Genomic DNA, 22,691 nt, shown 5'->3' with positions numbered 1-22,691 from the left:
TTCAGCCAGATACCCTGCTCAGCTATTAATAGCAGAGCAGGCACTGCTTTTATTCCAAACTAACCAACCCAAGCCCGCGCATTACGGAACATGCGTAACCAGGCACCATCTTCCTCCCAGCCATCGGGAGCCCAGGAGTTTTGTACCGCACGGAAAACACGCTCAGGATGAGGCATCATAATGGTGACCCGACCATCCGGGGTGGTTACACCGGTAATTCCCGCTGGAGAACCATTAGGGTTAGCCGGATAAGCTTCAGTGACCTGCCCTGAGTTATCCACATAACGCAACGCCACTGAGCCGGAAGACTGCAGCTGTTCAAACTGTTGAGTATCCGAGAATTCTGCCAAGCCTTCACCATGAGCTACAACGATTGGCATTTTCGAACCGGCCATACCTTGCAGGAAGATGGACGAACTCTCCTGAACTTCCACCATGGCTACACGGGCCTCAAACTGTTCGGACATATTTCGTACAAAATGAGGCCATAAATCAGCACCGGGGATCAAGTCATGCAGGTTGGAAAGCATCTGGCAGCCATTACACACCCCCAGAGTAAAGCTATCCTCTCGATCAAAGAAGGCCTGAAATTGATCACGCACCTTATTGTTGAAGAGAATCGACTTCGCCCAGCCTTCCCCAGCCCCTAGAACATCGCCATAGGAGAATCCACCGCAAGCTACGACGCCTTTAAACTGATCCAGTGTTTTGCGGCCAGCCATCAAGTCGCTCATGTGCACATCTACAGCGGAGAAACCAGCTCGATCAAAGGCTGCTGCCATTTCAATCTGACCATTAACCCCTTGTTCACGCAACACGGCAATCTGCGGCCGGACTCCTGTATGAATAAAGGGAGCCGCTACATCTTCGTTAATATCGTAACTCAGCTCAAAGCGTAGACCCGGGTTCTCAGAATCTGCCAAACCATCAAATTCCTGCCTGGCACAGTCCGCATTATCACGCATCGATTGGATTCTGTAACTCGTCTCCGCCCACCAGCTATGAAGCTGAGTACGAGATGCACTATAAATCTCTTGATCGTCAAAACAGATGTTAATACGATCATCAGCATTCAGACTTCCGATTACCTTGGAGCAATCACCCAGTCCCGCAGCATTCAACTCAACCAGGAGCTGTTCGGTCGACTCTCGTCTGACTTGAATAACAGCACCAAGCTCTTCGGCAAACAACGCGCCAGCAAACTCCTCAGGATTTGATGCCAACAGGTCCAGATCAATATCTATCCCGGTATGACCAGCAAACGCCATTTCTATCAGCGTAGTAAAGAGGCCTCCGTCGGACCGATCATGGTAAGCAAGTAGCTCCCCTTGCTCATTCAACTCCTGAATCGCAGCAAAGAATGTCTTAAGCAAGCCGGCGTCATCGAGATCTGGAACACTCGCCCCGACTTGCTGATAGACCTGCGCCAAAGCTGACAAACCCAAGCGATTCTGACCGCTTCCAAGATCCAGTAAGATCAAATCAGTTTCGCCCAGGTCCGTACGCAACTGTGGAGTCAAACTTTTACGAACATCAGCTACCGGTGCAAATCCGGAAATAATCAAAGACAGGGGTGAAGTAACACTCTTTTCTGCCCCATCTGCTTTCTCATCGGTCCAAACAGTCCTCATGGACATAGAGTCCTTACCCACTGGAATTGTAATCCCCAGTTCAGGGCAGAGCTCCATACCGACAGCTTTTACAGTATCGTAGAGTTTTTCATCTTCTCCAGGATAGCCAGTGGCACACATCCAATTCGCAGATAATTTAATATCTTCCAGTGCTGTAATTCGAGCACATGCCAGGTTAGTAATAACCTCACCAATAGCCATACGGCCAGAAGCAGGACCGTCTACAAGAGCCAGCGGTGTTCTCTCTCCCATAGCCATTGCCTCCCCCGTGTAACTATCGTAGGAGGATGTGGTTACTGCACAGTCAGCCACAGGCACCTGCCAAGGACCAACCATCTGATCCCTGGCCACCTGCCCGGTGATAGTACGGTCACCAATGGTAATCAGAAAACCTTTACTCGCTACCGCAGGCAACTTAAGCACCCGCTCTGCCGCTTCAGCAAGGTCAATAGAGGTACTGTCGAAGTCAACTACTGGGTATGTTTTACGCTCGATTGTCCGGTGCATTTTAGGCGGTTTTCCGAACAATACCGACATGGGCAGATCTATAGGCTTGTTATCAAAATGCTTATCACCCAGAGTTAAATGATGCTCTTCGGTCGCCTCACCCACCATCGCATAAGGACAACGCTCACGTTCACAGATAGCGACAAACTGCTCCATATCTTCTGGCTTGACAGCAATGACATAGCGCTCTTGGGCTTCATTACACCAAATCTCAAGCGGTGACATCCCCGGTTCATCATTATTGATATTCCGAAGCTCAAAGTTACCGCCGCGCCCACCATCTTTTACCAGCTCAGGAAAAGCATTGGAAAGCCCACCGGCGCCAACATCATGGATAAAGGCGATCGGATTCTGATCACCTCGCTGCCAGCATTGATCAATAACCTCCTGACAACGGCGCTCCATCTCAGGATTTTCTCGCTGCACAGAGGCAAAGTCTAAATCAGCAGAGCTAGCACCTGAGGACATTGAAGACGCAGCCCCGCCCCCAAGACCAATAAGCATGGCAGGACCACCTAAACAGATAAGTTTGGCACCAACGACAATCTCTGCTTTTTCAACGTGGTCATCTTTAATGTTGCCCATACCACCGGCAATCATTATCGGCTTATGGTATCCCCGAACCTCAGCACCAGCAGCCCCTTCAACAGATTGTTCGAAGGTACGAAAGTAGCCATTCAGATTCGGTCTACCAAATTCATTATTAAATGCCGCGCCGCCAATCGGCCCTTCAATCATAATATCCAAAGCGGAGACGATCCGGTCCGGCTTACCATAGGAAGATTCCCAAGGTTGCTCAAAGCCCGGTATTTTCAGGTCTGAAACAGTAAAGCCATTGAGGCCTGCTTTAGGTTTTCCGCCACGGCCAGTAGCACCTTCGTCACGAATCTCGCCACCAGAGCCAGTAGAAGCCCCCGGATGAGGCGCTATGGCAGTTGGATGATTGTGGGTTTCCACTTTCATCAGTATCTGAATATCTTCCTGATTGTAACGATATTCCTGATTATCAGGATCAGGATAAAATCGACCGGCCTTACTCCCGACGATTACAGCAGCATTATCCGAGTAGGCGGAAAGCACGTTTTCACCACCCAGTTCATGGGTGTTTTTGATCATCTGAAATAATGATTTATCCTGGGCTTCTCCATCGATGTCCCAAGAGGCATTAAAAATCTTGTGACGGCAGTGCTCTGAGTTCGCCTGAGCAAACATCATAAGCTCTACATCAACCGGGTTACGCCCCAGCTCATTAAAGCTATCAACCAGGTAGTCAATTTCGTCATCAGCCAATGCCAATCCAAGATTAATATTGGCGTTCACCAGCGCTTCACGCCCACCACCCAGAACATCAACGCTATTGATGGGTTTTGGTGCTGCATGGCTAAATAAGGACCCAGCTTCTTCAACTCCGTCCAAGACAGACTCGGTCATTCGGTCATGTAAAATCGACTTGATTTCATCAAGATGACTATCGGACAGTGGTTGTTCGCTTTTAACGGAATAAGAAATCCCACGCTCCAAACGACTAATGGAGGCAAGTCCACAGTTTTTAGCTATATCTGTTGCTTTACTCGACCAGGGAGATATAGTCCCTGGACGGGGCACGACCAAGAAAAAAGCATTCTTGGCTACTCCCTGATCAGATTCGTTCACATCTTCGATAGCCTCAGCGTCAGCCTTTGGACCATAGTGAAGAATGGTTTCCAAAACCTTAAGTTCGGCTTCATTGAGCTCAGAATCAAGCTCGGCAAAATGAGTAAATTCAGCATATACTCCTGAAATTACAGGGACTTTTTCCTGTAATACAGAAAGCAATTTCTGACGACGAAAAGCGGAAAGGGCGGGTGCGCCACGCAGCGTAAGCATGTGGAAATGGGCCTCTCGGAAGCAGGTCTGGGGAAGATAACAGCCAGTATTTTTGAAGCCAGAATGATACTGGAATCAGCTCGTAGATACCATGCTTGAGTAGCAATTGTATTTGACTAACATGAGCCTCTGAAATGGCATGAATTCACCGGGTAAAAACAGCGTCCGCAATGATATAGGTTTCAGTAGAATACGTATTTAAGTAGGATATCCGAATATCTAAGGCATGGTAGCATTAGGGTAGGCCTACCTCAGGAAAACGAATGCGGCAAAACAGTTTTTTCAAAAATCCGTTCAAATCAAAAGACAGCCTGTTACTTCTGGTCGTCATCGTGATTTTCTGTGTGCCTATTTTAGCCAGCTACAATCCAGCAACCCAATTGGATGTCATTAAAAGGCAGGGAGAGCTTCGAATTATCACCCGACTCAGCCCCACAACCTATTTTGTTTCTAATGGAGAGCATGATGGCTTTGAATATGAACTCGCTAAACTCTACGCCAATTATCTTGGCGTTAAGTTAAAAATTTCTACCGCCAGTGATATTCAGGAAATCTATGAGGCCCTCAGACTCAACAATGCCCATATAGCCACAGCAGGACTAACACAGACAGCAGAGCGTCAACAGCGTTTTGACTTCTCCCCCCCGTATCACACGGGTCAGACCCAACTGGTCTACTTAAAGAAAAAGAAAAACAAAGCACCAAAAACCTATCAAGACCTAAAAGGCGGCAGCCTTATGGTGATGTCAAACAGCAGCCATTCCGAACTATTACGCAGTCTCGACCCTGGCATCGAAAGCTGGCAAGAAAGCAGTGAACTGGAAGTACTTGATCTGATGGAAGCAGTCCACGATGGAAAACTGGACTATACCCTGGTTGACTCCAGTGACTTCGCTGCGAATAGTTTTTTTTTCCCACGCCTTGGTATAGCTTTCTCTTTTGCAAACCCGCAACCCATTGCCTGGATGCTGAAAAAGCGTAGTGACGGCAGCCTAAAGCGCAGTCTTGATAAGTTTTTCTCCATTCCCCATACAAAAAATGAAATTAAACGACTACAAAACAAATACTTTCAAAGTGGTCAAAGACTGAACCTGGTCGATAATCTAACCTTTCGCAAGCATCTAAGAGAGCGGCTGCCGGCACTGAAAGACTGGTTTCAGGAGGCGGCTCAACAAACAGGAATTGACTGGCAGATGCTAGCAGCAATTGGTTATCAGGAATCTCACTGGAACCCTAAAGCAGTCTCCCCTACCGGCGTGCGTGGTATTATGATGCTGACCCGAGATACAGCTAAAGAAGTAGGGGTCAAAAAGCGTACCGACCCACAACAGAGCATTATGGGTGGCGCTCGCTATTTCTCGCAGCAAAAATCCCGGCTTCCCAAACGTATACAAGAACCTGATCGTACCTGGCTTGCCCTGGCTACTTATAATGTCGGACGAGGACACCTTGAAGACGCTCGTATCCTGACGCAAAGAGCCGGAATGAATCCTGACAGATGGGATGATGTCGCAAAGCACCTGCCACTGCTAAGCCAGGCGCGTTGGTATAAGACTGTCAAGCACGGGTACGCCAGAGGCAGAGAGCCGGTAACCTATGTCAGGAATATTCGGCGCTATATAAAACAACTGAAACTGGAGACTCGCATTCAAGCAGTCCAAGCCGCCCAGGCTATTCAGCAAGCAGAGTCAGAAGCAGCTTCAGAAGCACCCACTCAAGCACCTGAAACGCTACCGGAAACCCTGTAACTGCAGCGTTTAAGATCCAGACTGATCGGAAGACTGTTTAAGCAATCGCTTCTGCTCACGACGCTTCTCAAAAAAGGTGCTGATCCGGTGACTGCATTCTTCAGCAAGCACACCGCCTTCATATTCGATACTGTAATTAACCCAAGGACTGTCCAGAAGATTACTAGCACTTCCTACCGCACCAGCCTTAGGTTCAGCAGCCCCAAAAACCAGTCGACTAACACGAGAATGGATTAACGCACCTGCACACATGGAACAAGGCTCAATGGTTACATAAATAGTGGCGTCGACCAGTCGATAATTTTCAATCTGCGCGGCGGCATCTCTTAACGCCACGATTTCAGCATGGGCGGTAGGATCATTTCCTGATATAGGCCTATTCCAACCTTCGCCAACAACCCGATTATCCATTACTACGACAGCCCCTACCGGCACTTCCCCCAAAGCTTCAGCTCTATTAGCCAAATCCAGGGCATAGTACATCCAGTACTCATCGCTATAGCGTTCCGACATACAGATTATCTCTCAACTCTCATGTATATTGTGCATTAGACAGACAATAATACTATCAACGCTAGCCCTGATGCCAAAGTTCTGATCAGCTCCACTGGCTATTTCGCTGTATAATTCCCATTAGTTTGTAAACCAGCATAGAGGCAGCAAAATCGTAAGCATGGAATCCGGAAATAGGAGCATGCTCCATCAAATCGAAACCAATAATTTTGCGCTGACGTGCAACAGACTCAAACAGGTTTAGTGTCTGATACCAGTCCAAGCCGCCTGGGACAGGTGTTCCCGTCGACGGAAACACACTAGGGTCCAGACCGTCGATATCAACAGTAAAAAAAACCTTACTGGGAAAACTCTCTGGTAATTCGATATTGTGAATGCGCTGAGGTACTAACTGATCAGCGTCGAGATAATAGACGCCAAACTCTTCCCTGGTACTGATTTCTTCAGGACAGAATGCTCTTATACCTAACTGAAATAATGGAACATTTTCATCCACTATACGCTTCATGACACTGGCATGACTGTAGGGGTTTCCTTCATAGGCATCACGTAAATCCGCATGGGCGTCAATTTGCACAACACCAAAATCAGAAACCCCGGCATCAAGGAATCCCTTGATGAGTCCATAAGTCACCGTATGTTCTCCACCCAAAGCCACTGGCATCTTACCTAATGCCAGAATTTCCTGGGTTGCTTTTGCTATATTATCAATAACCTGCTCAGCGCTACCCTCTACAGAAACCGGAGACCTGGTGTAAATCCCCTCGTCACAAGGACTACTCAGCCCATCCCAGGTTTCCAACTGCCAAGATGCTTTTAGAATTGATGAAGGGCCCTTAGCTGTACCTCCACCATAGGAGACACTCTCTTCATAAGGCACCGGCACAATATGGAAACGAGCATTTTCGGGCAGCGGTTGCCGTATCTCAGATCCCAAAAAAACCGGATAATCCAATGCAACCAACTGATCATAATCTTCCACAGCAGCCTACCCTGTTACTGGACATTAATTTATATAGTTTTTGAGAAAAGAGAGGCGCTGATTAAGACAGTCGAGATCGAAAATCTTCATAGCCAAACTGCTTAACAATACGCACCTCATCACTGCGGGAATTCCAAATAGCAATCGCTGGCAACCCAATGCCGTTAAAAGTCGTCGTTTTAACCATCGTGTAATGAGACATATCATCAAACATCAGCCGCTGTCCTGGAACGAGTGGTTGTTCAAAACTATAGTCGCCAATCACATCCCCCGCCAGACAGGTCATGCCTCCAAGACGATAGTTATAGGCTTTCTCATCCAATTTTCCCGCACCAAAGATATCAGCACGATAAGGCATCTCCAATGTATCAGGCATATGACAGGTTGCCGAGGTATCCAGAATGGCCTGATCGCACTGATTCCAAATAAGATCCAACACTTCTGCCACCATAACACCGGTATGAATCGCAACGGCCTCCCCTGGCTCCAGATATACCTGTATGTCATACCTGTTACTGAAGTCTTTGATCAGTTCAATCAGACCTTCAACATCATAGTCTGGATGGCTGATATGGTGACCTCCTCCAAAGTTAATCCATTGCATCTCTGGTAACAGTTGGCCAAACTTTTTCTCGATGACAGCCAAGGTTCTCTTAAGAGGATCAAGCCCCTGCTCGCAAAGCGTATGAAAATGCAGACCACTGATACCCTGGAGATCCTGCCCTTGAAATTGAGAGGAAGGAATACCCAGGCGAGATCCAGGAGCGCAAGGATCATAAATAGCAACCTCCCCTTCCGAGTGTTCGGGATTCACTCGCAAGCCGTACTTTAACTGCGGCCGTTTTTCTTGAGCCCGAATTAACAATGGCTGAAAGCGCTGCCACTGACTAAAAGAATTGAATACCACATGATCGGCTATATCCAGAATTTCCCGCAGGTCTGCTTCAGAATAGGCGGCTGAAAACACATGCAGCTCTCCGTTAGCCTCATCGCCAAGCGCATTCCTGTTACAGCAATATTCATCTTTGCCCAACCGCGCTTCATGCAACCCACTGGCACAGACCCCACTTAGGTAGCGGGATGTCAACGAGCCCAGGCTCCAGCAAGAAAAAGCCTTTAACGCCGCCAGGACCCGAGCACCACTGTCATCCTGTACCCGTCTTAGCACTTTCAAATTTTCCTCCACTGCCACCTCATCGATAACGAAGCAGGGGGACGGAACCCGGGACGGGTCAAAACGAGAGAAAGTCTTACTGTTCAAATCCAAATACTCAAAAGGAGATGAGCATTCTCTACAGAACAAGGCTCTAGAAATCACATAAAGGTGTTTTAAAAAGCCTTAAAGAGAATGCTCTAAAGATATTGTTAATGAGCCAACTGATAGTCGGGATCTTCAATGACCTTCCACGGCAAACCATACCGATTCATGTCATCCATAAAAGGATCGGGATCCATTTGCTCCATGTTCCATACACCAGGCTTCATCCACTTCCCTTCAAGCATCATCTTGGCGCCAATCATCGCAGGAACACCTGTCGTGTAGGAAACTGCTTGGGACTGCACCTCCTGATAACAAGCCTGGTGATCACAGATGTTATAAACATAAACCACTTTCTCTACACCATCTTTAATGCCTCGAACAATACAACCAATACAGGTCTTTCCGGTCGTTCTTGGACCGAGGCTCGCTGGATCTGGCAAGAGTTGCTTTAGAAACTGAATAGGCACAATCTGCTGACCATTGAAATCAACAGGTTCAATACCCGTCATACCGACATTACCCAAGACTTCTAAATGCTTTAGGTAGCTGTCACCAAAACTCATCCAGAACTGCGCTCGCTTGAGACTTGGGTAGTGCAGAGTCAGAGACTCCAGCTCTTCGTGATACATACGATAAATATTATAGGTACCCACAGCCTCTGGACAGCTAAAGGATTGTTTCATCGACATGGCAGGAGTGGTTACAAACTGACCGTCATCCCAATGTCGGCATTCCGCCGTCACTTCACGAATATTAATTTCAGGATTAAAGTTGGTGGCAAACGGATAGCCATGATCGCCACCATTCACATCTACAATATCGAGGTAATGAATTTCATCAAAATAGTGTTTAGCAGCATAAGCAGTAAACATGTTGGTCGCCCCTGGATCAAATCCTGATCCCAGTAGCGCCATCAGCCCCGCTTTCTCAAATTTTTCCTGGTATGCCCACTGCCATTTATATTCAAACTTTGCTGTATCTTCGGGTTCATAGTTAGCAGTATCCATATAGTGAACACCGGTTTCCAAACAGGCATCCATAATAGTCAGATCCTGATACGGCAGTGCTACGTTAATCACCAATTCCGGACCAACTCGATTGATCAATTGGACCAATTCGGGAACGTTGTCAGCATCAACCTGCGCAGTTTCTATATGGCGTCCGGTCAGTTCTTTAACCTGATCGGCAATTTTCTGACACTTTTCCACAGTACGGCTAGCCAGCACTATCTCAGAAAATACATCAGACACCTGGGCACATTTGTGCACAACCACTGAACCCACGCCACCGGCACCAATAATCAGCACTTTAGACATATGATCAACACCCCACTTTTCCATTCTTTCTATAATGTTCAATCGATAAATCGATCTGATAAAAAGCCCAAAACAAAGAGGCTAACTTTCGTAATAAGTGTAACCGCGGAGACTATCTGAAAACGAATCCAGCAACTCCCGCCGCTCTACAGCGGAAATAGTCCCTTGTCGAACCGCCTTTTCAGCCGTTCTCCTGAAGTTCTCAAGTATCGATTGAGGCTGATATTCAACATAGCTAAGCACATCTGAAATACTGTCCCCAGCCAACTCCTTAACCAGGTCAAAACTACCGTCTTCACTAATGCGAACACTGGCCACGGCCGTATCCCCAAACAGGTTATGCAGATCACCCAGTGTTTCCTGATAAGCTCCTACCAGAAACACTCCTAGAACATAGTCCTCATCATCCTTTAAGGGATGAAGTGGTAAGGTTGATCTGACATCCTGATTTTCGGTGTCGATAAAATTATCTATTTTGCCATCACAATCGCAGGTAATATCTGCCACTATCGCTTCGCGGCAGGGCTTTTCACGATGCCTGTGCAAGGGCATCACCGGAAAGACCTGGTCAATCGCCCAGATATCGGGCAAAGATTGGAAAACACTAAAGTTTCCATAGTAAATATCGGCCAGATATTCTTTCAGCCCTTCCAGTTCATGCGGGATTCTTTGACATTGTTCCAACTCTGTCTTAATTCTCTGCAATATCTCTAAAAACACATTCTCTGCCAAAGAACGATCACGTAAATCAATTTGACCACGTTTGAACAATTCACCAATTTCTTCTCGGTAATAAATAGCATCGTTATAGCACTGTTGCAGATCTGTCGGGGAAATACTGCCCAGAACCTCATGCAGATTGCCAATCAACTCATGCACCTCGACAGGAAACGGCTTCGGCAACGGTGCTGGCTCAAAGTGAGTAACATCCAGAACATTGAAAAGCAGCATCGACGAATAGGCTACAGTTGCCCGTCCCGATTCAGTCACTATGGTCGGATGAGCAATTTCGTGAGCGTCCAGTGTGCTCTTCACCACCTCAACCACATCGGTGCAGTACTCATCCAGTGAGTAGTTCTTAGAGTGCACATGGCAACTTTTTGATCCAACATAATCCACAGCCAGACCACCACCCAGATCCAGGTATCCCATGGAGGCACCTTCTTTCACCAGATTTACGTAATAGCGACAAGCCTCCATGACGCCATTACGGATATCGCGAATATTAGGTATTTGAGAACCCAGGTGATAGTGCAAAAGTTCCAGACAGTCGAGCATCTGATGCTCTTTAAGTCTATCAAGTACATCAACCAGCTGATTGGAAGTCAGGCCAAAAATACTTCGATCACCACTGGTATCGTTCCAGAGTCCAGTCACCTTAGAGGAAAGCTTAACCCGCACACCAATTTTTGGTTTTATATTCAAAGCCTTGCTTCGTTCGATAATGATTGGAAGCTCAGTGGGAGTTTCAATAACAAAGACGCAATGGTAACCCAGACGCTGAGCCCTTAACGCCAGGTCTATAAACTCTTCATCTTTATACCCGTTGCAGATAATGAGCCGGCCGTCCGGCTTTAAAGAAGATAGTGCGATGATCAATTCGGCCTTGCTGCCGGCTTCCAGTCCATGATTATAGCGTTCACCAAATTGCGCCAGCTCTTCGATAACCTGACATTGCTGATTTACCTTGACAGGAAATACACCACGATAGGAGCCTTTATATTCGCAGGCGCTGATAGCCTGATTAAAGCTCTCATTCAACAGAGCCAACTGAGAATCCAACAGGTTTTCGATTCTCAAAATAACGGGTAACGGCACTCCCCTTTCACGAATACCGGAGAGAATTTCAACTAACGAAACTCTGACATCACCGGAATCAAAGCGAATATTTACAGTCACATCGCCCTGTTCAGAAAGATCAAAATAGCCGGCCCCCCATTCCCGTATGCCATAGAGTTGAGCCGAGTCTTCGGTTGTCCAGGGAGTTTCAATATCTGTATTCAAAGCAACCGGCCTCTAGTTGGAAACATGGCGACAAAACCAATAACGTGGGACACATATTCGACGTCAAAAAAAGACGCGCAAATTTCTCACATTTATTAACGAAATGGAATTGCTTTTTTACACTGATTATCTATCTGATGTAGATAAACAATAGGCTCAGTTAAAACCGCCAAACAAACACACTTTTGCTAAAAAAAGTACGGCTATCGCTAGCTATTAACCAACCGACTTTGGATCGACTCAATTGACCGCGCCCAAGGTCTATCCGTTAAGTTATAGCGTTTGATCAGTGCAGACGCAGCCTTTTGTGCTGCTTTTTTCGAAGGATACCCTCCCACAATAACAATATCCCAGAGCTTCCCCTGATTTATTATTTCCACAACCTGACTGCCCGGTATAATTTTCAAATCATTCATTCTCTGACGGCAAACCTGAGCATTACAAGCCAATAACTGCAACGTATATTTGCCAGAAGGCAGAGCACCGGCTGAAGCGCCTGTAGCAACGGGCAAAGCTTTAGCAGCTGACATAGCTTTTTTTGGAGTAACAGGAACGCGAATCGCCACAGAGGCTTTTGAAATACCTTTAAATTCGACTTTGGAAATATAACGCTCTGAACGAAACACCTGAAGGGTATCATTTTCAAAAGCCGCACATAGCCAAACCTCTCCATCCTCCTTACAGGCCACAATACTTGCCACCTCTGCTGCAGAAGTGGCAGCAACCTGAATGCTAAGCAACGCTGCAAGAACAAACCGCTTAACCATAGCTTTGTCTCGTCAAAAGGACCTTAGGTTTGAATTACCGAGAGTAGATAATCCAGGTATAAGATGCAACACCATCACCAGATATCTATATCTGCCAAATCGCAGGCAAATAAAAGCCCGCAAGTTGCGGGCTCTAGCTAACATCTAAAATAGCCAAACCGATTAACTCGGTAAAAGGCTATTCCCACTCGATGGTTGCAGGCGGTTTACTGGATACATCATAAGCAACTCGTGAAATCGATGAAACTTCATTAATAATCCGACTGGAAACTGTCTCAAGCAGCTCATAAGGTAAGTGAGCCCAGCGAGCCGTCATAAAGTCAATGGTTTCAACAGCCCGAAGAGACACTACATACTCATAGCGACGACCATCTCCTACAACGCCTACTGACTTGACGGGCAAGAAGACCACAAACGCTTGGCTGGTTTTATGGTACCAACCCGCTCTATGCAACTCTTCGATAAAAATTGCGTCGGCTTCACGCAAAATCTCAGCATACTCTTTTTTGACTTCACCAAGAATACGAACACCCAGACCCGGCCCGGGAAATGGATGACGATAGACCATGTCATAAGGTAGCCCTAATTCCAGACCTATCTTACGAACCTCATCCTTAAACAGTTCTCGCAACGGCTCAACCAGCTCCAATGCCATATCATCCGGGAGCCCACCAACATTATGATGAGACTTGATTACATGAGCCTTGCCCGTCTTGGCAGCAGCAGATTCGATAACATCCGGGTAAATAGTCCCCTGCGCCAGCCACTTAACGTTATCGATCTTACTGGACTCATCATCAAAGACTTCAATAAATGTATTGCCGATGACTTTACGCTTCTTCTCTGGATCGCTGATACCTTTCAGCTTGCCAAGAAACAGATCTTCAGCGTCGACCCGGATCACTTTCACGCCCATGTTTTTAGCAAACATGTCCATGACCTGATCGCCTTCATGTTTACGCAAAAGACCATTGTCTACAAATACGCAGGTTAACTGATCGCCAATGGCTTTGTGCAGCAACGCAGCAACCACTGACGAATCAACACCACCTGAAAGCCCTAACAAAACATGATCATCACCGACCTGCTCACGAACTCTTTCAATCGCATCTTTAGCGATGCTGCTGGGTGTCCAAAGCCCCTCACAGGCACAGATATCACGAACAAAACGAGACAGAATTCGCTGTCCCTGTTTGGTATGAGTAACTTCAGGATGAAACTGAACACCATAAAGTCGTTTTTGTTCGTGATACATTCCGGCAATAGGTGCGCTTTCTGTCGACGCCATCAAATGGAAACCTTCTGGCATCTCGGCGACCTTATCGCCGTGACTCATCCACACATCCAGCAACAGCACACCATTATTGGCAACATGGTCTTCTATGCCGTCCAATAAAGAGCTGCTTCCTTCTATGCGAACCTGAGCATAACCAAATTCCCGCTGCTCAGAGGACTCAACCTTTCCTCCCAGCTGCGCTGCCATGGCCTGCATTCCATAGCAGATCCCCAACACCGGAACCCCAAGGTCGAAAACAATCTCTGGAACACGAGGCGTATCATCTCCTGTTACAGATTCAGGTCCGCCGGCAAGAATAATCCCCTTAGGATTATAAGCCCGAATTTCGTCATCAGTCATATCGAAGGCGCGAATTTCGGAGTACACCCCGCACTCACGTACCCGACGCGCAATTAGTTGAGTGTACTGGGAACCGAAGTCCAGGATCAAAATACGTTGTTCATGAATGTCTTTAGTCACGGTTTCTCTCCGCTGCATTGCCACGATCCCCTAAATGGGTACTCTGGGCATTTGTTTTTTGCTCTTTCAAAAACGAAAAAGGGGCTGCCTACGACAGCCCCCTTAATATTTTGTTGAGGTTATCCGACGCGATAGTTCGGAGCCTCTTTAGTGATCGTCACGTCATGCACATGACTTTCTTTCATTCCGGCCCCGGTTATGCGAACAAACTGAGGTTTGGTTCTCATGTCTTCAATATTGCTGCTACCGGTATACCCCATGCTGGAGCGCAAGCCCCCCATAAGCTGGTGAACAACGGCAGCCATTGGCCCCTTACAGGGAACGCGACCCTCAATCCCCTCAGGAACCAGCTTCTCAGCCCCTGCATCCGCATCCTGGAAATAACGATCAGATGATCCTTGAGATTGAGCCATAGCACCAATTGAGCCCATACCACGATAAGCCTTAAAAGCACGCCCCTGATACAGCTCAACCTCTCCCGGTGCTTCGTCAGTACCGGCTAGCATACTACCCATCATCACCGCGTTAGCTCCGGCAGCGATCGCTTTTGACAAATCACCAGAGAAACGCACACCACCATCAGCGATCAGAGGAACACCACGATCAGCCAGGGCTGCTGCGACGTTTGCAACCGCCGTAACCTGGGGAACGCCGATTCCGGCGACAATCCGTGTAGTACAAATTGATCCTGGACCAATACCAACTTTCACACCATCTGCTCCCGCATCCGCCAGCGCAATAGCCGCTTCAGCAGTGGCGATGTTACCACCAATCACCTGCACATCAGGGAAGGTTTCCTTAGACCAGCGGACACGATCAATAACTCCCTTGGAATGACCGTGTGCCGTATCAACGATGATCACGTCAACTCCAGCTTTAACCAGTGCAGTAATCCTGTCAGGTGTTTCCGGACCCGTTCCGACAGCAGCACCAACAATCAAACGGCCTTCGGCATCTTTGGCAGCATCAGGATAGGCTTTCGCCTTGTTCATATCCTTAACGGTCATCATCCCCTTCAGTTTGAAGTCAGCATCAACAACCAGGATTTTTTCAATACGATGCTTACGCAACAAATTACGGACTTTATCGGCATCGACACCTTCTTCAACCGTAACCAGACGATCCTTAGGTGTCATTATCGACGCGACTTTGGCATGTAAATGATGTTCAAATCGCATATCCCGACTGGTGACAATACCGACCAGATCGTCACCATCCACTACCGGGAATCCGGAGAAACCATGTTTCTCAGCCAACTGGTGCAATTCACCAACAGTAATATCAGGAGAGCAGGTAATCGGATCCTTTACAACACCACTCTCATAGCGTTTAACCGAAAGCACTTCTTTAGCCTGCTCTTCGATTGTCATATTCTTGTGAATTATTCCTATACCGCCCTCTTGCGCCATTGCAATAGCCAAGCGGGACTCTGTAACGGTATCCATGGCAGCCGAGGCCAAAGGAATATTCAACTCTATAGATTTGGTCAGACGAGTCTTAAGACAGACATCCTTGGGCAGCACCTCTGAATAGCCAGGAACCAGTAGAACATCATCGAAAGTAAGAGCTTCTTGGGCAACGCGCAGCATGACTTTGAGCCTTCTCCGGTCAAAGGAAAAAAGGGAGCATTATATAGCTCAGGAGGAGGCCAAACAAGCACATCAACCAGTAAGTTTCAGGATCGACCAATCTGTCTTGTATAATATCCTTTTATCCACAAGGCATGATCTGACACCAACCCATTTATCTTTATCGCTTTCCCTGTCTTGCAAACAAAAAAAAACGCCGCTTTTAGCGGCGTTATTCTTGATTATTCAGCAACAGCCTAATCCATCTCTGCTATCCAGGCGGCCTGCACTGCTTCCAGAATTTTTTCACCGCAGTGTTTCGGATCATCATCAAACTCATCCAAATCCATAATCCACTCACTCAGATCGGTAAATCGGACATAACGAGGATCTACATCCGGATGCTTTTCAGATAACTCGATAGCAATATCCAGACTATCTACCCATTTCAACCCCATGACTCACCTCCGGCAGAATCATCTAATGACTTTCAGATACCTGATTGATTGTATATTTCGGAATTTCCACAACCAAGTCTTCCTCACCCACCATTGACTGGCAGCTAAGACGAGACTCCGGTTCAAGCCCCCAGGCCTTATCCAACATATCTTCTTCAAGCTCATCGGCTTCTTCGAGCGAGTCAAAACCTTCTCGTACAACAACGTGACAAGTGGTACACGCACACGACTTTTCACAGGCATGCTCAATTTCAATACCATGCGCGAGAGCAGCATCACAGACACTAACTCCTGGTTCAACTTCTATAACCTGACCTTCCGGACAGAGCTCTTCATGGGGCAGGAATATTATCTGCGGCATTCTTTAAACCTCATCAACCGAATGACCCGATAGCGCTCTACGCACTCCGTCATCCATCCTGCGGGCAGCAAACTCGTCACTAGCCGCGCTTAAAACCTCTATACCCTTGGCAATAGCCTTATGGTCATCACCTTCACGCAAGCGCTTGAGATGAGCTATACCCTGAGAGAGAACTTCACGGTCTTCTACTGTTAACAATCGCTCGCCATCAGCAGCAAGCGCACTTTCCAGTGCTTCAACCAAACGATCGGCCTCTACCTGCTGTTCGCGTAGTGTCCGGGAATCATGATCATACTGGGCATTTGAAAAAGAATCCTTGATCATTCGAGTGATTTCACTATCGCTCAAACCGTATGAAGGCTTAACTTCGATAGCACTCTCAACCCCACTGTTTAACTCCCTCGCAGACACATTCAGCAAGCCGTCAGCATCCACCTGAAACGTGACTCGAACCTTAGCAGCTCCAGCTGCCATAGGCGGAATACCATGCAACTCAAAACGAGCCAATGAACGACAGCTTTCAACCAGCTCACGCTCACCCTGCAAGACATGGATGACCATTCCAGTCTGCCCGTCTTTATAGGTTGTAAACTCCTGACCCCTGGCAACAGGAATCGCCGTATTCCGATCAATAACCTTTTCAACAAGCCCCCCCATGGTTTCCAACCCCAGTGAGAGCGGAATCACGTCCAGAAGAAGCATATCGGAATCAGGCTTATTTCCAGCCAGAACATCGGCTTGAATTGCGGCACCGATCGCAACAACACGATCGGGATCGATCTCTACATGAGGCCTGCGGCCAAAATATTCACCCACTAAGCTCCTCACACACTGCACTCGCGTCGAGCCACCAACCATGACCACTTCACGAACAGAGCTGGCCTTTACCGAGGCATCTTTTAGCGCTCGCTTGCAGGCCCGCAGAGTTTTCTTCACCAATGGCTCGGCCAGTTGATTAAATGCATCAAGAGTCAGAGTTCCCTCCCAACTCAAATCACCGTGTTGCAACGAGATGCTTGCCGTGGAACTGTCACTCAACCGCTCCTTGGCATTACATGCAACATCGAGTATCGATCTCAGCTGACCTCGACTCAACTCTCTGTCACCCAGCTGTTCAATTATCCACTCTGCAACCGCATGATCAAAGTCATCCCCCCCCAGGGCGCTGTCCCCTCCTGTAGAGAGTACCTCGAATACCCCTCGGTTAAGACGCAGGATAGAAATATCGAAAGTCCCCCCGCCCAGGTCATAAACAGCAAAAATCCCTTCTGCTTCTTTATCCAGACCATAGGCCACGGCAGCAGCTGTCGGCTCATTCAATAAACGCAGAACATTAATACCTGCCAGCCTTGCAGCATCTTTAGTCGCCTGACGCTGAGACTCATCAAAGTAGGCTGGCACTGTTATAACCGCCCCTACCAAATCACCACCAAGACTCTTGCTCCCTCTTTCTGTCAAAACACGAAGGATGTCAGCAGAAATCTCAACAGGACTTTTATCTCCTGCAACAGTGCGAATGAACGGCATGCCACCATCACCCGCACTAAACTCGTAGGGGAGCTGATTCCCCAACTGGTGAACATCTTCCACTCCGCGTCCCATCAAGCGCTTCACTGACAGCACGGTATTCAAAGGGTCCTCACTGGCTTTAGCCTTGGCCTCATCGCCGACAGCCAACACCCCCTCTTTGCCATAACGAACAGCAGAGGGGAGCAAGTGGCGCCCCTGCTCATCAGGAAGCGTCTGGGCGTCACCACTGCGAACGGAAGCAACCAGAGAGTTGGTAGTTCCCAGATCAATGCCCACAGCGAGCTTGTGTTGATGGGGTTTAGCACTCTGCCCCGGTTCTGCAATCTGCAATAGCATGATATTTTCAGTAATCCGTTAGTTGGTCTTCGGCTTGCTCAATTTCGTGCAACAACTTATCAAGAAACTGCAGCTTTCGAACTGACTCAGTTGCTTGATCTAATCCTTGCTCAGAATCACTCTCTAACGCCTGGACAAATTGATTGAGTAAATCATCCCAGCTGCCCTCAACTTCCGCCTGTAATTGTTCCAGCTCAGATTCGGGATCCGGGTGCTGGGAAGCAGCCTCCAGCCGTTCGCGCAATTCCATTTGCTGCATCAGAAACAAGGGGTCTATTGGGCCACCAGCCTCAGGAGAAAGCTCCCGGCCACGCAGCTTTAATAAGTACTGGGCTCGTTTGAGAGGCACCTTAAGGGTATTTAAGGCTTCATTCAGGTGAGCGGCATATTGAACCGCCAGCATTTGCTCTCGCTCACTTGCATGAGCATAACGATCGGGATGCACCTCTTTTTGCAGGTTACGATAGCGCTCAGAGAGCTGATGAAGATCCAGATGAAAACTTTCAGCCAGATCAAACAGAACGAAGAAATTTTGATCGAGTTGCATTCAGTAATTTCTCAACAGGGATCCGACCCACTGGATTCAAAAAAATGACCAGCCAAGCAATCGGATCAAAGGTTAAACACTGAAGCTCTCACCACAGCCGCACTCACTGCGGGCGTTAGGGTTACTAAATTTGAATCCCTCATTGAGCCCCTCTTTTACAAAGTCGAGCTCTGTGCCATCAAGATAAATCAGACTTTTAGGATCAACAATGATTCGCACTCCGCTGACTTCAAACACTTCATCATCGGCCTCAACGTCATCAGCAAACTCCAGCACATACCCCATACCAGAGCAGCCCGTTGTGCGCACAGCAACACGGATACCTGCGCCTTTACCGCGATTTTCAAGAAATTTGCTCACATGACTGAGAGCAGCATCTGTCATGGTGATGGCCATATTTGAATATTACTCCAGATAGCGGCCACCGCTTTGCGGCAGCCAACTGTGATCGTTTGCTATTGCTTCTTACGATAATCGTCGATAGCTGCCTTGATAGCATCTTCCGCCAATACCGAGCAGTGGATTTTCACCGGTGGCAATGCCAGTTCCTGTGAGATGGAAGTGTTTTTAATATCTGCCGCCTCATCAAGTGTCATTCCCTTTACCCACTCAGTAACCAAAGAGCTGGAAGCAATGGCGGAACCACATCCGTAGGTTTTAAATTTAGCGTCTTCGATCACGCCTTCATCACTTACCTTGATCTGCAAACGCATAACATCGCCACAAGCAGGTGCTCCTACCATACCTGTGCCAACATTATTGTCCTTATCGTCCATCTTGCCGACGTTACGAGGATTTTCGTAGTGATCAAGTACTTCTTCACTATATGCCATGATACTTTCCTCCGAGCAGGGGCTTAGTGATGCACCCACTCCACTTTTTCCAGATCAACACCATCTTTGTACATATCCCATAAAGGAGAAAGCTCCCGCAGCTTACCAACTGCGGTGCGAATCTGCTCAATGGCATAGTCCACGTCTTCTTCGGTTGTAAAACGTCCAAAACTAAATCGAATAGAGCTATGAGCCAACTCGTCATTCATACCGAGCGCACGCAGCACATAAGAGGGCTCCAAACTCGCTGAGGTACAGGCTGAACCTGAAGAAACAGCAAGATCTTTAAGGGCCATCAGCAGCGACTCGCCCTCAACATAGTTGAAACTTATATTCAGATTACCGGCAACACGCTGGTCAATATCGCCGTTAACAAAAACTTCGTCCATCTCACTCACACCGTCCCACAGACGCTGACGCAACTTCAACAAACGTTTGTTTTCGTCGTGCATTTCTTCTTTGGCAATTGCAAAGGCTTCACCCATTCCAACAATCTGATGGGTCGCCAACGTTCCAGAGCGCATTCCACGCTCATGGCCACCGCCATGCATCTGTGCTTCAAGTCGGACACGAGGTTTACGACGAACATAAAGAACACCAATTCCCTTAGGACCATAAACCTTATGACCGGAAAATGACATCAAATCGACTTTAAACCGTTCCAGATCGATATTTATCTTACCTGCGCTTTGAGCAGCATCCACATGGAACAACACTTTATTAGCGCGGGTTATTTCACCAATCGCCTCAATATCATTAATCACCCCAATCTCGTTATTGACATGCATAATGGAAACAAGAATCGTATCTTCACGTAGCGCATTGGCAACTGCTTCAGGAGTAATAATACCCTTGTCAGTTGGGTCCAGATAAGTGACTTCAAACCCTTCCCGCTCAAGCTGCCGACAAGTATCAAGCACAGCTTTGTGCTCAACTTTAGAGGTGATAATGTGCTTGCCCTTTTTGCTATAAAAATGAGCAGCACCCTTGATTGCCAGGTTATCGGACTCCGTAGCACCAGAAGTCCAGACGATCTCACGCGGATCGGCATTAATCAGATCAGCAACCTGGCGACGAGCGTTTTCTACAGCTTCTTCTGCCTTCCAGCCAAACTGATGAGAACGGGATGCAGGATTACCGAAATTACCCTCACTTGTCAGGCATTGCGACATCTTTTCCGCCACCCGGGGATCGATAGGAGTTGTGGCTGAATAATCTAAATAAATCGGCAATTTCATCTAAAAAATCTCCGAGGCCAATTCGCCTAGGCTGATAACCTAAACAACTGCCTCCATTTCGATGGTGTTCAACAATTGGTGTGCTCGATCCTGACGCTTGGAAACTTCCTGCACATCTTTTCGAGCGACCAGATCCTCCAGGCTTATTCCACTCAGGAACTGGTGAATTTGACTACTGAGATCGCACCAGAGGTGATGCGTCAAACAAGCATCGCCATCGAGGCAATCACCATTACTGTTGCAGCCTGTAGCGTCTACAGACTCGTTAACAGCATCTATAACCTCGACCACATAAATACTGTCTTTCGAACGGCTTAGCTGATATCCGCCGCCAGGGCCACGTACACTTTTGACCAAATCATTCCGGCGCAGTTTTGCAAACAGCTGCTCAAGATAAGACAAAGAAATTTTCTGTCGAGTGGATATATCCGCCAAACTGATCGGACCCCGACCCTCGTGCAATGCTAAATCCAGCATTGCTGTTACGGCATAGCGACCTTTTGTTGTTAAACGCATAGACTCACCCCTTGTTTACTTCTGAAGGGATTATGCGATACCCGACCATAACAGTCAAGTATATACCTTAGTAAAATAGTCGGATAAGAGAGGAGTAAAGAAACCTTGAAGAGGAGACTACTATAACACCGCTCCGAACGCTTAAAAACTTTAGGACTTTAATTCATTCTTTGAAGGAATAACTTGATCTTCCTCAACCCCTTCGAAATCCTCAGATTTCAGCTTAGGCAACTGCTCACTGCAGTTATCAACCCCCATCTCCTCCATAGCTTTGCAAATAGTATCTATCTTGTTATCAACCGCCTGCATGTGATTTAACAGCGCTTTGATTGAGTGGGCAACTGGATCCGGCAACTCACTGGTCACACCATAAGCATCAAAACCAAGCTTTTTAGCCATCTGCTTAATTTGTGCCTCTTTTTCTTCATCCCCCTGGCGGCGCACAATCCTGCCAGGAATACCAACCACCGTAGCGCCGGCAGGAACTTCTTTGGTTACAACAGCATTGGAACCGATTCGGGCATCATCCCCAACAAGAAAAGGCCCGAGAATTTTAGCCCCAGCGCCCACAACCACACCTCTCCCAAGAGTCGGGTGTCGCTTGCCCTTATTCCAGGAGGTTCCACCCAGTGTAACCCCATGATAAAGAGTCACATCATCGCCTATTTCCGCGGTTTCCCCAATAACAACCCCCATGCCGTGATCAATAAAAAACCTTCTACCGATTCTCGCACCCGGGTGAATTTCAACCCCCGTCAGCCAACGAGAAACTGTTGAACCGGTGCGAGCCAGCCACTTCAAGCCCAGCTTCCAAAGTTTATGATTAATCCTATGGAAAAGCAGCGCATGCAGACCGGGGTAATTTGTAAGCACTTCAAACGCGTTACGGGCTGCCGGATCTCGATCAAAGACGGAACCAATATCCTCTCTCAGCTGTTTAAACATAATCGAGC

Annotated in this window: 19 protein-coding genes; 1 reads left to right on the top strand and 18 read right to left on the bottom strand. The window is 47.6% G+C overall.

The window, feature by feature from the left end:
• Positions 1 to 59: 59 nt before the first annotated feature.
• Positions 60 to 4,004: a phosphoribosylformylglycinamidine synthase gene (purL, locus tag BGP75_RS16930; protein WP_076720014.1), complete on the bottom strand. Its 3,945-nt coding sequence runs from the start codon at positions 4,002 to 4,004 to the stop codon at positions 60 to 62.
• A 263-nt stretch (positions 4,005 to 4,267) separates the two neighbouring features.
• Between purL and mltF the strand changes: the two genes are divergently transcribed.
• Complete coding sequence (mltF, locus tag BGP75_RS16925) at positions 4,268 to 5,752, top strand: membrane-bound lytic murein transglycosylase MltF (protein WP_076720011.1); 1,485 nt, start codon at positions 4,268 to 4,270, stop codon at positions 5,750 to 5,752.
• A gap of 9 nt (positions 5,753 to 5,761) precedes the next feature.
• Here mltF and tadA read toward each other — a convergent pair whose 3' ends face one another.
• The 17 genes from tadA to cysE all read right to left on the bottom strand — a co-directional run bounded on the left by tadA (position 5,762) and on the right by cysE (position 22,683).
• Positions 5,762 to 6,265, bottom strand: coding sequence for a tRNA adenosine(34) deaminase TadA (tadA, locus tag BGP75_RS16920; protein WP_076720008.1), 504 nt, complete (start codon positions 6,263 to 6,265; stop codon positions 5,762 to 5,764).
• An 85-nt stretch (positions 6,266 to 6,350) separates the two neighbouring features.
• Positions 6,351 to 7,247, bottom strand: coding sequence for an agmatinase (gene speB, locus BGP75_RS16915; protein ID WP_233152958.1), 897 nt, complete (start codon positions 7,245 to 7,247; stop codon positions 6,351 to 6,353).
• Between the two features lie 61 nt (positions 7,248 to 7,308).
• Positions 7,309 to 8,508 (bottom strand): carboxynorspermidine decarboxylase, encoded by a 1,200-nt coding sequence (nspC, locus tag BGP75_RS16910; protein WP_076720074.1) that lies wholly within the window; start codon positions 8,506 to 8,508, stop codon positions 7,309 to 7,311.
• Between the two features lie 104 nt (positions 8,509 to 8,612).
• Positions 8,613 to 9,824, bottom strand: coding sequence for a saccharopine dehydrogenase family protein (locus BGP75_RS16905; RefSeq protein ID WP_076720073.1), 1,212 nt, complete (start codon positions 9,822 to 9,824; stop codon positions 8,613 to 8,615).
• Between the two features lie 81 nt (positions 9,825 to 9,905).
• A complete protein-coding gene (speA, locus tag BGP75_RS16900; RefSeq protein ID WP_076720006.1) occupies positions 9,906 to 11,828 on the bottom strand; it encodes a biosynthetic arginine decarboxylase in 1,923 nt (640 codons plus the stop codon).
• A 209-nt stretch (positions 11,829 to 12,037) separates the two neighbouring features.
• A complete protein-coding gene (locus tag BGP75_RS16895; protein ID WP_076720004.1) occupies positions 12,038 to 12,595 on the bottom strand; it encodes a hypothetical protein in 558 nt (185 codons plus the stop codon).
• Between the two features lie 178 nt (positions 12,596 to 12,773).
• Positions 12,774 to 14,369, bottom strand: coding sequence for a glutamine-hydrolyzing GMP synthase (guaA, locus tag BGP75_RS16890; RefSeq protein WP_198939387.1), 1,596 nt, complete (start codon positions 14,367 to 14,369; stop codon positions 12,774 to 12,776).
• 101 nt (positions 14,370 to 14,470) lie between these two features.
• Positions 14,471 to 15,940 (bottom strand): IMP dehydrogenase, encoded by a 1,470-nt coding sequence (gene guaB / locus BGP75_RS16885; protein ID WP_076720002.1) that lies wholly within the window; start codon positions 15,938 to 15,940, stop codon positions 14,471 to 14,473.
• A gap of 236 nt (positions 15,941 to 16,176) precedes the next feature.
• Positions 16,177 to 16,377: a Fe-S cluster assembly protein IscX gene (iscX, locus tag BGP75_RS16880; protein WP_076720000.1), complete on the bottom strand. Its 201-nt coding sequence runs from the start codon at positions 16,375 to 16,377 to the stop codon at positions 16,177 to 16,179.
• 22 nt (positions 16,378 to 16,399) lie between these two features.
• Complete coding sequence (gene fdx, locus BGP75_RS16875) at positions 16,400 to 16,738, bottom strand: ISC system 2Fe-2S type ferredoxin (RefSeq protein WP_076719999.1); 339 nt, start codon at positions 16,736 to 16,738, stop codon at positions 16,400 to 16,402.
• 3 nt (positions 16,739 to 16,741) lie between these two features.
• Positions 16,742 to 18,604 (bottom strand): Fe-S protein assembly chaperone HscA, encoded by a 1,863-nt coding sequence (gene hscA, locus BGP75_RS16870; protein WP_233152957.1) that lies wholly within the window; start codon positions 18,602 to 18,604, stop codon positions 16,742 to 16,744.
• Positions 18,605 to 18,611: 7 nt separating this feature from the next.
• Positions 18,612 to 19,151 (bottom strand): Fe-S protein assembly co-chaperone HscB, encoded by a 540-nt coding sequence (hscB, locus tag BGP75_RS16865; RefSeq protein ID WP_076719996.1) that lies wholly within the window; start codon positions 19,149 to 19,151, stop codon positions 18,612 to 18,614.
• Between the two features lie 72 nt (positions 19,152 to 19,223).
• The gene (gene iscA / locus BGP75_RS16860) at positions 19,224 to 19,547 is read right to left on the bottom strand and encodes an iron-sulfur cluster assembly protein IscA (protein ID WP_076719994.1); all 324 of its coding nucleotides are present in this window, start codon (positions 19,545 to 19,547) and stop codon (positions 19,224 to 19,226) included.
• Positions 19,548 to 19,606: 59 nt separating this feature from the next.
• Positions 19,607 to 19,984 (bottom strand): Fe-S cluster assembly scaffold IscU, encoded by a 378-nt coding sequence (iscU, locus tag BGP75_RS16855; RefSeq protein ID WP_076719993.1) that lies wholly within the window; start codon positions 19,982 to 19,984, stop codon positions 19,607 to 19,609.
• A 23-nt stretch (positions 19,985 to 20,007) separates the two neighbouring features.
• Entirely contained in the window at positions 20,008 to 21,222 is a 1,215-nt protein-coding gene (locus BGP75_RS16850; protein WP_076719991.1) for an IscS subfamily cysteine desulfurase, read from the bottom strand.
• A 39-nt stretch (positions 21,223 to 21,261) separates the two neighbouring features.
• A complete protein-coding gene (iscR, locus tag BGP75_RS16845) occupies positions 21,262 to 21,738 on the bottom strand; it encodes a Fe-S cluster assembly transcriptional regulator IscR (protein ID WP_076719990.1) in 477 nt (158 codons plus the stop codon).
• Positions 21,739 to 21,888: 150 nt separating this feature from the next.
• Positions 21,889 to 22,683 carry a serine O-acetyltransferase gene (gene cysE, locus BGP75_RS16840; protein WP_076719989.1) on the bottom strand — a complete coding sequence of 265 codons (795 nt, stop codon included), beginning with the start codon at positions 22,681 to 22,683 and terminating at the stop codon, positions 21,889 to 21,891.
• Positions 22,684 to 22,691: the final 8 nt, after the last annotated feature.

The sequence above is a fragment of the Motiliproteus sp. MSK22-1 genome (assembly GCF_001968815.1).
Classification (GTDB): domain Bacteria; phylum Pseudomonadota; class Gammaproteobacteria; order Pseudomonadales; family Balneatricaceae; genus Motiliproteus.
This window is presented reverse-complemented; position numbering and strand designations above follow the sequence as displayed.